Source organism: Micromonospora sp. NPDC047740 (genome assembly GCF_043204735.1).
In the GTDB taxonomy this organism is placed as follows: domain Bacteria; phylum Actinomycetota; class Actinomycetes; order Mycobacteriales; family Micromonosporaceae; genus Micromonospora.
In genome coordinates, this window is record NZ_JBIDCT010000002.1 from 396677 (window position 1) to 411588 (window position 14912).

Consider the following 14912-nt stretch of genomic DNA (forward strand, 5'->3'; position numbering starts at 1 on the left):
TGCGGGCCCTGCCCGAGATTGCGACCTCGACTTGAAGGTTTCTGCAAGTGCTAAAGTCTTCATGGGCTTTGGGAGGGGTTGCCGTGTCGGTGCCGCTGTATCAGGCGAAGGCGGAGCTGTTCCGCACCCTCGGGCACCCGGTCCGCATCCGGGTGCTCGAACTGCTCCAGGACGGGCCGAAGCCGGTCCGTGACCTGCTCGCCGCCATCGACGTCGAGGCGTCCAACCTCTCCCAGCAGCTCGCCGTGCTGCGCCGGGCCGGCATGGTCACCTCCTACCGGGACGGGCCGCTGGTCATCTATTCCCTCAGCACTCCCGACGTGGCCGACCTGCTGGCTGCGGGTCGGCGGATCCTCGGCGCGGTCCTCACCGACCGGGACGCCCTCCTCGACGAACTGCGCGCCTCCGGGACCGACCGGTGAACGCGGCAGCACTGGGCCGGGACACCACCCCGGCCGCCGCAGACGCCAGTCGCAAGCACGGCGTACGGCGGGCCGGCCGCCAGGTCGCGGCACGCCTGCTCAGGCTGCTGCCCGGCCGGGCCGACTGGGCGGCCGTACGCCGCTCACCCCGCCGCGACCTGCTCGCCGGGCTGACCGTCGCCGTGGTGGCGCTGCCGCTGGCCCTCGCGTTCGGTGTCACCTCCGGCCTGGGCGCGCAGGCTGGGCTGGTCACCGCAGTGGTCGCCGGGGCGGTGGCCGCCGTGTTCGGCGGGTCCAACCTCCAGGTCTCCGGCCCCACCGGGGCGATGACCGTCGTGCTGGTGCCGGTGGTGCAGCGCTTCGGCGCCGGCGGGGTGCTCATGGTCGGCGCGCTGGCCGGGCTGGTGCTGATCGCCCTCGCCCTCGCCCGGCTCGGCCGGTACGTCCGCTACCTGCCGGCCCCGGTGATCGAGGGCTTCACCGCCGGCATCGCCGTGGTCATCGCGCTCCAGCAGGTGCCCGCCGCACTCGGGATCACCGACGCCCACGGCGACAAGGTCTGGGCGGTGGCCGCGGACGCCGTCGCCCGGTTCGTCACACACCCCCGTCCAGCGGCCGTGGCCGTGGCCCTCAGCGTCGCGGCGCTCATGCTGCTCGGCTCGCGGTGGCGGCCCGGACTACCGTTCTCGCTGCTCGGGGTCGGTGCGGCGACGGCCCTCGCCGAGTTCGCCCCGGTCGACCTGATCCGGATCGGCGCCCTGCCGCAGCACCTGCCCGCCCCCTCGCTGGGCTTCCTCGACCTCGGCGCGATCGGGGTGCTGCTGCCCAGCGCGCTCGCGGTCGCCGCGCTCGCCGCGCTGGAGAGCCTGCTCTCGGCCACCGTCGCGGACGGGATGACCGTCGGCCAGCGGCACGACCCGGACCGGGAGCTCTTCGGGCAGGGCCTGGCCAATCTGGCGTCGCCGCTGTTCAGCGGCATCCCGGCCACCGCCGCCATCGCCCGGACGGCGGTGAACGTCCGCGCCGGTGCGGGCTCCAAGCTGGCGGCGCTGGCCCATGCGGTCGCCCTCGCGGCGATCGTGCTGGCCGCCGCCCCGCTGGTCGGTCGCATCCCGCTGGCCGCCCTGGCCGGGGTGCTGCTGGCCACCACCGTCCGGATGGTGGAGGCCGGCTCGCTCCGGGCGATCGCCCGGGCCACCCGTGGCGACGCGGTGGTGCTCGTGCTCACCTTCGCCGTCACGGTGATCTGGGACCTGGTCACCGCGGTGGCGGTCGGCCTCGCCGTGGCGGTCGTGCTCGCCCTGCGTGCGGTGGCCCGCAGCGCCCGGCTGGAGCAGGTCCCGCTCGACCAGGGCGAGCACAGCGCCGAGGAACACGCCCTGCTGGCCGAGCACATCGTGGCCTACCGGCTGGACGGGCCGCTCTTCTTCGCCGCCGCGCACACCTTCCTGCTCGAACTGTCCGACGTCGCCGACGTGCGGGTGGTCATCCTGCGGATGTCCCGGGTGTCCACCATGGACGCCACCGGTGCGCAGGTGCTGGGCGACGCCATCGACCGGCTCCGGGCGCGCGGGATCGTGGTGCTGCTCTCCGGCATCACCCCCGGTCACGACCAGGTGCTGGACGCCCTGGGCGTGGCCGACGAGCTGCGCCGCGCGGGCCTGGTCTTCCCGGACACCCCAGCCGCCATCCGGTACGCCCGCACGGTCGCCCTCGGGCCCGCGCCCTCAGCTCGGTAGCGCGCCCAGCCCAGCGAGCAGCTCACCCCGCTCGTCCTCGGTGAGCACCGCGTACGCGGGCGCGTCCCGGCGGTCGGTGTCGGCCTCGATCGCCGCGCGTTCCGGCCCGTCGGGCAGCGCCTTGATCTGCTCGGCGGTCAGCCCGGCGGCCCGCCACGCCGCCCGGTGCGCGTCGGCCCGGTGGTGGCGCAGCGAGCCGAGCCGGGTGGTGAGCAGCAGCGCCGGCGAGGCGTCGTCCGGCTCGTACGGCGGGGTCATGGCGCGGAACGCCGGCCCGCCGGTGGCCAGCCCGTGCGCCAGCACCCGGCCGACCAGCTCGGCGAGCCGGGGCACCGAGGCCAGGCCGGGCAGCATCGGTGGCCCGGCGGACCACAGCTCCTCGGCGGCCTCGGCGGTCGCCCGCTGCGCGTACAGCGCCAGCTCCCGGCCCAGCTCGGTCAGGTGCCAGGTGCCCTCGGCGTCCACCTTCAGCACGCCCTGGGCCAGCTCGCGGCTCATGTCGCCGTCGGTGTAGGCGAGTCCGTCAGCGAGCGCATCGGCCGGCATGGGCCGAGCCAGCACGCCGGAGTAGAAGCTGTTCTCCGCGCCGAGGTCCGCGCCCCGCTCCGCGTAGAACGCCTCCATCCGGGCCCGGGCCGCCCAGCGGGCACCCACGTACACCCGGTCGATCACGGGCCGGATCCGTCGCGCGTAGCTCATGGTCGCTTTCACGACGTGCGACCCTATCGGGAATGGCGTTCGGAAGGGGCCCCTGCCATGCCGCAGGCGTTGACCGGGGACCCTCCTGCTACTCCGGCACCCGGCGGTAGGCGCCGTCGCTGGCCGAGGTGGCCATCGAGGCGTACGCGCGCAGCGCCGCGGACACCGGCCGCTGCCGGTCGGCCGGGGTGTATGGCCGGTCCCGCTTCTCCTCGGCGACCCGGCGGGCCTGGAGCACCTCCTCGGGCACGTTGAGGTGGATCGACCGGGCCGGGATGTCGATGACGATCTCGTCGCCCTCCCGTACCAGCGCGATCAGGCCGCCCGAGGCGGCCTCCGGGGAGACGTGGCCGATGGACAGTCCGGAGGTGCCGCCGGAGAACCGGCCGTCGGTGAGCAGCGCGCAGGAGCGGCCCAGCCCGCGGCCCTTGAGGAACGAGGTCGGGTAGAGCATCTCCTGCATGCCCGGCCCGCCCTTCGGGCCCTCGTACCGGATCACCACCACGTCCCCGGCGACGACCTCCTTGGCCAGGATCGCCGACACCGCGTCGTCCTGCGATTCATAGACCTTGGCCGGCCCGCGGAACGTCAGGCACTCCTCGGGCACCCCGGCGGTCTTCACCACGCAGCCGTCCGGCGCCAGGTTGCCGTGCAGGATGGCCAGCCCGCCGTCGGCGCTGTACGCGTGCTCCCGGTCCCGCACGCACCCGCCGGCCGCGTCGGTGTCCAGCGACGACCAGCGGTTGGTGGTGGAGAACGGTTCGGTGGTGCGCACCCCGCCGGGGGCGGCGTGGAACAGCTCGACCGCCTCGGGGGTGGCCGAGCCGCCCCGCACGTCCCAGTCGGCCAGCCACTGCTGCAGGCTGGGGGAGTGCACCGCGTGCACGTCCCGGTGCAGCAGGCCGGCCCGGTCGAGCTCGCCGAGGATGGCGGGGATGCCGCCGGCCCGGTGCACGTCCTCCATGTGGTACTGCGGCGAGTTCGGCGCGACCTTGGCCAGGCAGGGCACCCGGCGGGAGATGGCGTCGATGTCGGCCACCCCGAAGTCCAGCTCCGCCTCCCGGGCGGCGGCGAGCAGGTGCAGCACCGTGTTGGTCGAGCCGCCCATGGCCACGTCGAGCGCGACGGCGTTCTCGAAGGCCGCCCGGCTGGCGATCGACCGGGGCAGCACCGAGGCGTCGTCCTGGTCGTACCAGCGCTTGGCGATCGCCACCGCGGTGCGGCCGGCCTCGACGAACAGCGACCGGCGCGCGGCGTGGGTGGCCAGGGTCGACCCGTTGCCGGGCAGCGCCAGGCCGATCGCCTCGGTGAGGCAGTTCATCGAGTTGGCGGTGAACATGCCGGAGCAGGAGCCGCAGGTCGGGCAGGCCGAGCGCTCGATCTGGCCGAGCTGGTCCTCGGTGACCGACTCGTTCGACGCGGCGATCATCGCGTCGATCAGGTCGATCTTGGAGTGGACCACGCCCTCGATCGCCACCGTCTTGCCGGCCTCCATCGGCCCGCCGGAGACGAAGACGGTCGGGATGTTGAGCCGCAGCGCGGCCAGCAGCATGCCCGGCGTGATCTTGTCGCAGTTGGAGATGCAGACCAGGACGTCCGCGCAGTGCGCGTTGACCATGTACTCCACCGCGTCGGCGATCAGCTCCCGGCTGGGCAGCGAGTAGAGCATGCCGCCGTGGCCCATGGCGATGCCGTCGTCCACGGCGATGGTGTTGAACTCCCGGCCCACCCCGCCGGCCTCCGCCACCGCGTCGGCGACCAGGCCGCCGAGGTCCTTGAGGTGTACGTGACCGGGGACGAACTGGGTGAAACTGTTGGCGATGGCGACGATCGGCTTGCCGAAGTCGTCGTCGGTCATCCCGGTGGCCCGCCACAGGGCCCGGGCGCCGGCCATCGTCCGACCGTGGGTGGAGGTCCTCGACCGCAGCTCAGGCATGACTACCAGTCTGACACCGCCGCCGCAGCACCCGGCGGCCGCGCGCGCCGTGTCCCAACAGATGCACACCCGGCACCCCACGGGGTGCTCACATCCGGCACAGTTGAGGTCGTGCAGTCGTCCCCGGGGATGGTCACCGTCGCGGTGCTGAGCGGGCTCGCCGCCGCCGCCGGTACCGCGCTGCTCGCCGGGTCGGCCCGCCGCCGGGTCGGGCCCCACCGGCAGGCCCACCTGCTGCTCGCCGCGGCCGCCGGCATCGCCCTGCTCACCCTCCTCGTCGGGGTGGCCGCCGCGCTGGTCGCCACGCCGCACTGGGCCCACGAGCAGGGGCAGCGGACCGGTTGGGCGACCCTGGTGTCGGTGGGCAGCACGCTCAGCGCGCTCACCCTCGGCGTCGCGCTGCTCCGGCTGCCCGGCGCCGCGGCGACCCGGACGGCGGCCGCCCGGCTGCTGCTCGACGGCCTGATCATGGCTAGCGCGCTCTGGTTCGTCGGCTGGGTCCTGTTCAGCCCGCCGACCCGGCTGCTCGGCGCGGCCACTCCGATCGCCTGCGTACCCATCGGGCTGGCCACGGTGAGCGCGGCGGTCACCGCCGGGCTGACCCTGATCGTGGTGCTGCGGGCCGCGCCGCCGCGCGGCCGGCTCGCGTTGCTGGGGGCCGGGCTGACCGGGATGACCGGCGGCGGGCTGGGTGTCTCCGCCGGGCTCTGTCAGGGCGGTCCGGTGATGGTGCACGCCGGCGCCGCGGTGCTGGCCGCGGGCCTGCTGGCCATCGCCCTGGCCGTGCACCGGGTCGACCTGCCCGGGCAGGTGAACGTCGACCTGATCCGCCGCGACGGCGAGTACGCCTTCGTGCCGATGTTCGCGATGGCCGCGTCGGCGATGTACCACCTGGTCCAGGGCGGCGGGTTCGACGCGATGGGCATCGTCGCCGGCAGCGTCGAGGGCTTCGCCCTGGTGGCCCGGCAATATCTCGCCCTCAACGACGTACGTAACTACGCCGACCGGCTGGCCGAGCGGGAGGCCCACTTCCGTGAGCTGGCGCACACCGACCCGCTCACCGGCCTGGCCAACCGGCGTGGCCTGCTGCGGGCGCTGCACCGCTGCGCCGAGGCCCGGGTCCCCTGCGTCCTGCTCGGGCTGGACCTGGACGGCTTCAAGAACGTCAATGACATGCGTGGGCACGACGTCGGCGACGCGGTGTTGGCCGAGGTCGGCCGGCGGCTGCGCGGCAATCTGCGCCCGGGCGATCTGGCCGCCCGGCTCGGCGGCGACGAGTTCGCGGTGCTGATGCACGGCGCGAGCGACGCCGGGCCGGTCGCCGAGCGGCTGCTCGGGGTGCTCGGCCGCCCGTACGAGGAGGCGGACGGGCCGGTCTTCCTCTCGGTCAGCATCGGGGTGGCCCGCAGCAGCGGGGAGACCGACGTCGAGTTGCTGCTGCGCAACGCCGACCTGGCGCTGCGCTACGCCAAGCAGCGGGGCAAGAACCGGGTCGAGCGCTACGACGCCACGTACGACCAACTGCTGCGCCGGCGCACCATGCTCGAGCACGAGCTGCGCGGCGCGATCGAGCGCGACGAGCTGCGCCTGGCGTTCCAGCCGGTGGCCTCGCTGCCGTCGGTCCGGCCGGTCGGCGCCGAGGCGCTGCTCCGCTGGCACCACCCCGAACTGGGTAACGTCCGGCCGGACGAGTTCATCCCGCTGGCCGAGGAGTGCGGGATGATCTCGAAGCTGGGCGCCTGGGTGCTGCACCAGGCCTGCTACCAGCTCTCCCGCTGGCTGGCCGACGGGCACGACGTCTGGGTCTCGGTCAACGTCTCGCCCCGGGAGCTGCACGCCCCGGAGTACGTGGTCCAGGTCGCCGACGCGCTGCGCGCCCACCACGTACCGCCGCAGCGGCTGGTGCTGGAGGTCACCGAGCACGCGGTCGCCACCGACCTGGACGAGCTGATCCGCCGGCTGGCCGCGCTGCGGCGCACCGGCGTGCGGATCGCGCTGGACGATTTCGGCGCCGGCTACTCCTCGCTGGGGCAGCTGCGCCGGCTCCCGATCGACATCCTCAAGATCGACCACAGTCTGGTCGCCGAGCACGAGCCGGTCCGTCCGGTCGGCCGGGACGGCCCGGCGTTCGCCCCGATGGTGGACATCGTCATGCGCCTCGGGCACCAGCTCGGCCTGGAGGTGATCGCCGAGGGTGTGACCACCCCCACGGAGCTGGCTGCGGTGGTGGCCGCCGGCTGCCGGTTCGGGCAGGGCGCGCTCTTCGGCTGGGGGGTGCCGGCCGAGCACCTGGAGGCGATGCTGGAGGCGGCCACCTCGCCCGGCGCCCGGCCCACCTCGGTGCCGCCGGCCCCGCCGCCCGCGCCGGTCCGCCCGGCCTCCCCGCTGCTGCCCCGGCTCCGGTCAGATCCACCGGCGTCGGTGCCCGTCCCGCGTCCCCCGAACGAGGGATCTGCGCAGGTCGCACCGGCTGTCGGGGGCGCGTCGGGTGCCGACACGCCGAGGTCCGTTAACCAAAATGTGGGATCAGTTGACTCATCGCGTGAGATGCGTCAGGCTTAGCCACATGTCGTCGAACCGGTCGCTGCGAGTACTTACCTGAGCGCACTCTCCCTGAGCGAGAGTGCGCTGGCCCCGTGCATCTGCACGTGGGCCGTTTTTGTTGCCGTCGGACCATCGCCGGGACGCCCGCGTTCCACCCTGAGAAACGCATCACCCACTCCAGCCGAAGGCTTGAACCGCCATGACGAGACCCACGCCCGAGACCCTCGCCCACTCCGTCCGGCGAGCCCGCCCGGCCACCGAGCCGGCCGCTGCCGCCGACCACGCCACCACCCCCCGCAACGGGTCCACCGCGGCCGTACGGCAGCCCGCCTCGGCGCAGGTCTCCGGCGCCGGATCGCTGGTGCGGTCACTTGAGGCCCTCGGCGTCGACGTCGTCTTCGGCATTCCGGGCGGCGCGATCCTGCCGGCGTACGACCCGCTCTACGACTCCGCCGTCCGGCACATCCTGGTCCGCCACGAGCAGGGCGCCGGCCACGCCGCCACCGGGTACGCCCAGGCGACCGGCAAGGTCGGGGTCTGCATGGCCACCTCCGGCCCGGGCGCGACCAACCTGGTCACCCCGATCGCCGACGCGTACATGGACTCGGTGCCCATGGTGGCGATCACCGGCCAGGTCGCGCGTCCGGCGATCGGCACGGACGCCTTCCAGGAAGCGGACATCCAGGGCATCACCCTGCCGATCACCAAGCACAACTTCCTGGTGCAGACCGCCGACGAGATCCCGCAGGTGCTGGCCGAGGCGTTCCACCTGGCCGCGACCGGCCGGCCGGGCCCGGTCCTGGTGGACATCCCCAAGGACGTCCTCCAGGCGCAGACCACCTTCGCCTGGCCGCCCACCCTCGACCTGCCCGGCTACCGACCGACCCTGCACCCGCACGGCAAGCAGATCCGCGAGGCGGCCCGGCTGATGACCACCGCCCGCCGCCCGGTGCTCTACGTCGGCGGCGGCGTGCTCAAGGCCGGCGCCACCGAGGGGCTGCGCCGGCTGGCCGAGCTGACCGGCATCCCGGTGGTCACCACCCTGATGGCGCTCGGCGCGTTCCCCGACTCGCACCGGCAGCACCTGGGCATGCCCGGCATGCACGGCACCGTCGCCGCGGTCTACGGCCTGCAGAAGGCCGACCTGATCGTGGCGCTCGGGGCCCGCTTCGACGACCGGGTCACCGGTCGCCTCGACTCCTTCGCGCCGGACGCCGCCGTGGTGCACGCCGACATCGACCCGGCCGAGATCGGCAAGAACCGGCACGCGGACGTGCCGATCGTCGGCGACGCCCGGCACGTGATCGACGAGCTGATCGCCGCCGTCACCACCGAGCAGGCGGCCCGACCGGCGGCCGACCTCGGCGACTGGTGGAACCAGCTCGACGACCTGCGCCAGCGGTACCCGCTCGGATACGAGGAGCCGGCCGACGGCACCCTGTCGCCGCAGTACGTGATCAAGCGGCTGGGCGAGATCGCCGGCCCGGACACCGTCTACGTGGCGGGCGTCGGCCAGCATCAGATGTGGGCCAGCCAGTTCATCTCGTACGAGAAGCCGTACACCTGGCTCAACTCCGGGGGCCTCGGCACCATGGGATACGCCGTCCCGGCGGCGATGGGCGCCAAGGTCGGCAAGCCGGACACCACGGTCTGGGCGGTGGACGGCGACGGCTGCTTCCAGATGACCAATCAGGAGCTGGCCACCTGCGCGCTCGAGGGCATCCCGATCAAGGTCGCCGTGATCAACAACGGCAACCTGGGCATGGTCCGGCAGTGGCAGACCCTGTTCTACGGGGAGCGTTACTCCAACACCGAGCTGGGCACCCACAAGCACCGCATCCCGGATTTCGTCAAGCTCGCCGAGGCGTTGGGCTGCGTCGGCCTGCGCTGCGAGAGCGCCGCCGACGTGGACAAGGTCATCGAGGCGGCCATGGCGATCAACGACGCCCCGGTGGTCATCGACTTCGTGGTCGGCAAGGACGCCATGGTCTGGCCGATGGTCGCCGCCGGCACCAGCAACGACGAGATCATGTTCGCCCGGGGCGTCCGCCCCGCCTTCGACGAGGACGAACTGTAAATGAGCGAGCGCAGCGAGCGAATCATCGAACTCAGCCCCATGTCGCGTCATGACGCGACCGAGCGGAGCGAGGTCGTGGCATGACCATGCACACGCTGTCCGTGCTCGTGGAGAACAAGCCGGGTGTCCTGGCCCGGGTCTCCGGGCTGTTCTCCCGGCGCGGCTTCAACATCGACAGCCTCGCCGTGGGGGAGACCGAGAACCCGGACGTCTCCCGGATCACCATCGTGGTCAACGCCGAGTCGTCTCCGCTGGAGCAGGTGACCAAGCAGCTCAACAAGCTGGTCAACGTACTCAAGATCGTTGAGCTGGACCCGCAGGTCTCGGTGGCCCGGGAGCTGCTGCTGGTCAAGGTCCGCGCGGACCGCAACGCCCGTGGCCAGGTGCTGGAGACGGTGAACCTGTTCCGGGCGCGGGTGGTCGACGTCGCCCCGGACACGTTGACCATCGAGGCCACCGGCACCCCGGACAAGCTCGACGCGCTGCTGCGCGACCTCGAACCCTTCGGCATCAAGGAGATGGTGCAGTCCGGCACGGTGGCGATCGGGCGCGGCTCGCGCTCCATCACCGCCGGCCCGGCGCTGCGCGCCGCCTGAGACCCGACCGTGCCGGCGCCGCGCGCCGCTGGAACCACCGCACAAGTCCACGACGGGCCGCCGGGCACCGCCGTACGAAAGGGAAGTAAATGAGCGTTGAGGTGTACTACGACGACGACGCCGACCTGGGTCTGATCCAGGGCCGCAAGGTCGCCGTGATCGGGTACGGCAGCCAGGGCCACGCCCACGCGCTGTCGCTGCGCGACTCCGGCGTCGACGTGGTGATCGGCCTGCCCGCCGGTTCGAAGAGCCGGCCGAAGGCCGAGGAGCAGGGCCTGCGGGTGCTCACGCCGGCCGAGGCGGCGGCCGAGGCCGACGTGATCATGATCCTGGCGCCGGACACCGCCCAGCGCGGCCTGTACGCCGAGGCGATCGCGCCCAACCTCGCCCCCGGCAAGGCGCTCTTCTTCGGCCACGGCTTCAACATCCGGTACGGCCTGATCAAGCCGCCGGCCGACGTGGACGTGGCGATGGTCGCGCCGAAGGGCCCGGGTCACCTGGTCCGCCGCCAGTACGTCGACGGCAAGGGTGTGCCCTGCCTGGTCGCCGTCGAGCAGGACGCCAGCGGCACCGCCTTCGGCCTGGCCCTGGCCTACGCGAAGGCGATCGGCGGCACCCGGGCCGGCGCGATCAAGACCACCTTCACCGAGGAGACCGAGACCGACCTGTTCGGCGAGCAGGCGGTGCTCTGCGGCGGTGCCGCGGCGCTGGTGCAGACCGGCTTCGAGGTGCTCACCGAGGCCGGGTACGCCCCCGAGGTGGCCTACTTCGAGTGCCTGCACGAGCTGAAGCTCATCGTCGACCTGATGTACGAGGGCGGCATCGCCCGGATGCGCTACAGCATCTCGGACACCGCCGAGTACGGCGACCTCTCCCGCGGCCCCCGGGTCATCGACTCCCGGGTCAAGGAGGAGATGCGCAAGATCCTCGGCGAGATCCAGTCCGGCGAGTTCGCCCGCGAGTGGGTCGCCGAGGACGAGGCCGGCCGGCCGAACTTCGCCAAGTGGCGGGCCGAGGGCGCGGCGCACCCGATCGAGGAGACCGGGCAGAAGCTGCGCGCCATGATGAGCTGGGTCGACCGGCCCATCACCGAGACCGCCTGACGGCTCCGGCAACCGGGTGGCCGCGCCCGGCGCTCTCCCCGGCGCCGGACGCGGCCACTGCCGTCATCCCGCCCGCTCCTCGATCGGGACGGCCTCGTCGTGGACGGGGGCGGGCGGATCGCGGCGGCGGCTGTGTGCCGGGCCGTGCCGGCGGAGGCTCACCTGCTGGGACCGGGTGACCAACGCCTCGGCCAGCCGCGGGCCGCTCCGGAACGGGGCGGGCCGGGCCAGCCGGCGCGGCAGCGCGATACGGATGGCTGTGTGAGGGCGCTCACCCCATACTCCGGGACATGCTGGCCGGGGTGCACCCTACGATCGCTGATAGGTGCGTAGCCGGCACCGAACGGCCACGGCACGGTTCAGCGCAGGACGCAGCGCGGCGTCCGGGCGTGCCAGGCCGACCGCATACGAGCGTCTACGAGGACCGATGAATCCTGTCGTACTGATCGCCGAAGAACTCGCCCCTGCCGCCATCGAGGTGCTTGCGCACGACTTCGACGTGCGCCACGTCGACGGCACCGACCGTCCGGCCCTGCTGTCCGCGCTCTCCGAGGCCGACGCGGTGATCGTACGCAGTGCCACCCAGATCGACGCCGAGGCGATCGCCGCCGCGCCGCGCCTGAAGGTGGTCGCCCGGGCCGGCGTGGGCCTGGACAACGTCGAGGTGCCGGCCGCCACCGCCCGGGGCGTCATGGTCGTCAACGCGCCCACCTCCAACATCGTCTCCGCCGCCGAGCAGGCCGTCGCGCTGCTGCTCGCCGTGGCGCGCAACACCGCCAGCGCCAGCGCGGCGCTCAAGGCGGGGGAGTGGAAGCGGTCCAAGTACACCGGCGTGGAGCTCCAGGGCAAGACCGTGGGCGTGGTCGGCCTCGGCCGCATCGGCGTGCTCTTCGCGCAGCGCATCGCCGCCTTCGGCACCCGGTTGATCGCGTACGACCCGTACATCCAGCCGGCCCGCGCCGCCCAGCTCGGCGTCCGCCTGGTCGGGCTGGAGGAGCTGCTGCGGGAGAGCGACTTCATCTCGATCCACCTGCCCAAGACGCCGGAGACGGTGGGTCTGATCGGCGAGAAGGAACTGGCGATCGTCAAGCCGGGCGTGCGGATCGTCAACGCCGCCCGGGGTGGCCTGGTCGACGAGCAGGCGCTGGCGGACGCGATCGCCGAGGGCCGGGTCGGTGGCGCCGGCATCGACGTCTACGCCAAGGAGCCCTGCACCTCCTCGCCGCTGTTCGCCTTCGACAACGTGGTGGCCACCCCGCACCTGGGCGCCTCCACCCACGAGGCGCAGGACAAGGCCGGCCTGGCCGTGGCCAAGAGCGTCAAGCTGGCGCTCCAGGGCGAGTTCGTGCCGGACGCGGTGAACGTGCAGGCCGGCGGGGTGGTCGCCGAGGACGTCCGGCCGCTGCTGCCGCTGGCCGAGAAGCTGGGCCGGGCCTTCACCGCGGTGGCCGGCGGGGTGGCCGCCAGCGTCACCGTCGAGGTGCGCGGCGAGATCGTCAACCACGACGTGTCGGTGCTCAAGCTCGCCGCCACCAAGGGGCTGTTCAGCTCGGTGGTGGAGGAGCAGGTCACCTACGTCAACGCGCCGCACCTGGCCGCCGAGCGCGGGGTCGAGGTGACCCTGACCGCGCAGGCCGAGACGATCGACCACCCCAACCTGGTGACCGTACGCGGCGCCCTGCCGGACGGGCGGACGGTCAGCGTCTCGGGCACCCTGACCCAGGCTGGCGCCCGGGACGTCCTCAAGCTGACCGAGGTGGACGGTTTCGACGTCGAGATCGGCGCGGAGGGCATCCTGGTCTTCCTGCGCTACGTCGACCGGCCGGGCGTGGTCGGCACCGTCGGTACCCTGCTCGGCGAGGCCGGCGTCAACATCGCCGCCATGCAGGTCGCCCGTCGGGAGGCCGGTGGCGAGACGCTGATGACGCTTACCGTCGACCAGGCGCTCGGCGCGGACCTGCTCAGCTCGGCCGCCGACTCGATCGGCGCGGTCGCGGCCAGCGCGGCCGACCTGCGCGACGAGTAGTCCACACACGACGAACCCGGGGCCCGGCCGCACGGCCGGGCCCCTCGTCGTACCCGGCGATCAGCGGGTGACGCGGGTGGGCGGCGGGTAGACCGTGCCGTCCTGGACGTCGTAGAGCATCAGGTCGTGCTCGCCGGCCAGCCGCTCGATGTCGAGCAGCACCTGGTCCTCGCAGGTGGGGATGAGGTTCATCTCCACGTGGTCGGCGGCCGCGTGCAGCGGGGCGACCGCCCAGGGCGTGCCCGGGCGGGCCGGGCGGTCGGGATAGGCGGCCGTGATCGCCCGGTAGAAACCGACCACCCTCGGGTCGGGGTGACGCTCGCCGTGCCGTCCTTCGCGGCACCGCTGCACCGCCGCCCGTACGTCGTCGGGCGTGGCTCCGGCCGGCAGGGCCCACACGCTCAGATCGAAACTCACGGCGGACAGCGTGCCATCCCCGGTCCGCGCCGTCACGCCTGCCCCGCCGCTGGCCAGTGTGCGCGGGCTGGGATGACGGTCCGCTGTGGAGCCTCTTGCGTCGAGTTACGTCGATTGGCTAGCGTACCTGTGCGGTCACGGACTGAGTTGAGACTCCGGCCCGTCTTCGGGTGGCGCGGTCGGACGCCCGGCCCAATCAGGTCCGCACCCCTCGGTTGCGCGAGCCACGCGCACTCGTCGCTGACCGGCCCCCACGGTCGTTGCCGAGACCGTGGGGGCCGATCGCGGCCCGCGTCCCGGGTGCGAAGACGGGGCGACGGGTGTCGAGTGTCGACGCGTTCAGCGCCGGCGGTGGGCGAAGAGCGCCCGGTAGTCCGAACCGTTGCGGAACCAGGCCAGCCCGGCCGGCCCGGCGGCGTACAGGGCGGTGGCGTAGGCGTCGGCCACCGTGAGGTCCGGTCCCACCACGGTGGCGGCGACGAGTTGGTCGGCGGGCTCACCGGTGTGCGGGTCCACCACGTGCCCCTGGCGTCCGGACACCCCGGAGGTGCCCACCGCGCCGGCCGTCATCTCCAGCACCAGCGGCGCCCGCTGCGCGTCCGTGGGATGGTGCACGGCCACCCGCCACGGGCCGCCGTGCGCGGCGTGCCCGCGTACGGTGAGGTCGGCGCCGCAGAGCACGGCGTAGTCGTGGACGCCGGCGGCGCGCAACCGGGCCGCGGCGCGTTCCACCGCCCAGCCGTTGAGCAGGCCACCCGGGTCGAAGCCGCCCGGCACCGCCCAGGCGTCGAACCACCCGTCGGTCGCCGCCCGCATCGCGGCGCAGCGGTTCACGAGGTCCGCCAGCGGCGGGTACGACTCGGGGCTGATCTCGCCCCGCCGCAGCTTCGACACCAGGCTGTCCGGCTGGTTCGGCCCGTACGTGAGGTCGATGGCGCGCAGTTCGGCGACCGCGTCCCGCATCGCCTCGCCGACGCCCCGGTGGCCCAGCCACTCGGGCGCGTTCAAGAGCAGAGAGTATTCGGCGGTGGAGGTGCGGACGGTGTGCCGGACGCTGATCCGGTCGACCGCGGTGCCGCCGGCCCGGTCCAGCCGGTGGCTGCGGGCGCCGAGGCGCAGGTCGGGGCGGTGGCTGCGGAAGGCGGCCTGGTCGATCCACCGGGTCCGGGGTTGCTCGTCGGCCCACCGGGCCGGTCGCTGCTCGTCGATCCGCATCGCATCCGCTCCCTCGCTGACGACGCCGCAGCGCCGCGGCGAAGCCGGTCCCGGGCCCCCGTCCGACCCGGACGTCTCCGACCCTAGGCAGCGGAGATGACTGCACCATGAATGCCACCTGGGAGACTCCTGAGCATC

At 73.4% G+C, this 14912-nt stretch carries 11 protein-coding genes; 7 read left to right on the top strand and 4 right to left on the bottom strand.

The window, feature by feature from the left end; genetic code table 11:
* Positions 1–83: 83 nt before the first annotated feature.
* Positions 84–422, top strand: coding sequence for a metalloregulator ArsR/SmtB family transcription factor (locus tag ACGF4F_RS06405; protein WP_357433850.1), 339 nt, complete (start codon positions 84–86; stop codon positions 420–422).
* Positions 423–517: 95 nt separating this feature from the next.
* Positions 518–2161, top strand: a complete 1644-nt coding sequence (locus ACGF4F_RS06410) for a SulP family inorganic anion transporter (RefSeq protein WP_357434299.1) — start codon at positions 518–520, stop codon at positions 2159–2161.
* Here the strand turns inward: ACGF4F_RS06410 and ACGF4F_RS06415 are convergent.
* Both ACGF4F_RS06415 and ilvD read right to left on the bottom strand, forming a co-directional pair.
* Positions 2150–2872 (bottom strand): hypothetical protein, encoded by a 723-nt coding sequence (locus tag ACGF4F_RS06415; RefSeq protein ID WP_357433848.1) that lies wholly within the window; start codon positions 2870–2872, stop codon positions 2150–2152. The two genes, ACGF4F_RS06410 and ACGF4F_RS06415, sit on opposite strands and share 12 nt — an antisense overlap.
* 76 nt (positions 2873–2948) lie before the next feature.
* On the bottom strand, positions 2949–4796 hold the full coding sequence (ilvD, locus tag ACGF4F_RS06420) for a dihydroxy-acid dehydratase (protein ID WP_357433846.1): 1848 nt from the start codon (positions 4794–4796) through the stop codon (positions 2949–2951).
* 111 nt (positions 4797–4907) lie between these two features.
* Here ilvD and ACGF4F_RS06425 point away from each other — a divergent pair, with 111 nt between their 5' ends.
* The 5 genes from ACGF4F_RS06425 to serA all read left to right on the top strand — a co-directional run bounded on the left by ACGF4F_RS06425 (position 4908) and on the right by serA (position 13142).
* Entirely contained in the window at positions 4908–7358 is a 2451-nt protein-coding gene (locus ACGF4F_RS06425; RefSeq protein ID WP_357433844.1) for a bifunctional diguanylate cyclase/phosphodiesterase, read from the top strand.
* 181 nt (positions 7359–7539) lie between these two features.
* Entirely contained in the window at positions 7540–9417 is a 1878-nt protein-coding gene (locus ACGF4F_RS06430; RefSeq protein ID WP_393075482.1) for an acetolactate synthase large subunit, read from the top strand.
* Positions 9418–9497: 80 nt separating this feature from the next.
* The gene (gene ilvN / locus ACGF4F_RS06435) at positions 9498–10013 is read left to right on the top strand and encodes an acetolactate synthase small subunit (RefSeq protein WP_073832451.1); all 516 of its coding nucleotides are present in this window, start codon (positions 9498–9500) and stop codon (positions 10011–10013) included.
* A gap of 89 nt (positions 10014–10102) precedes the next feature.
* Entirely contained in the window at positions 10103–11116 is a 1014-nt protein-coding gene (ilvC, locus tag ACGF4F_RS06440; RefSeq protein WP_357433840.1) for a ketol-acid reductoisomerase, read from the top strand.
* A 427-nt stretch (positions 11117–11543) separates the two neighbouring features.
* Positions 11544–13142, top strand: coding sequence for a phosphoglycerate dehydrogenase (gene serA, locus ACGF4F_RS06445; RefSeq protein WP_357433838.1), 1599 nt, complete (start codon positions 11544–11546; stop codon positions 13140–13142).
* 60 nt (positions 13143–13202) lie between these two features.
* On the opposite strand, the gene ACGF4F_RS06450 is transcribed toward serA, so the two are convergent.
* The gene (locus ACGF4F_RS06450; protein ID WP_357433836.1) at positions 13203–13559 is read right to left on the bottom strand and encodes a hypothetical protein; all 357 of its coding nucleotides are present in this window, start codon (positions 13557–13559) and stop codon (positions 13203–13205) included.
* 339 nt (positions 13560–13898) lie between these two features.
* Positions 13899–14774, bottom strand: coding sequence for an FAD:protein FMN transferase (locus ACGF4F_RS06455; RefSeq protein WP_357433834.1), 876 nt, complete (start codon positions 14772–14774; stop codon positions 13899–13901).
* Positions 14775–14912 lie beyond the last annotated feature (138 nt).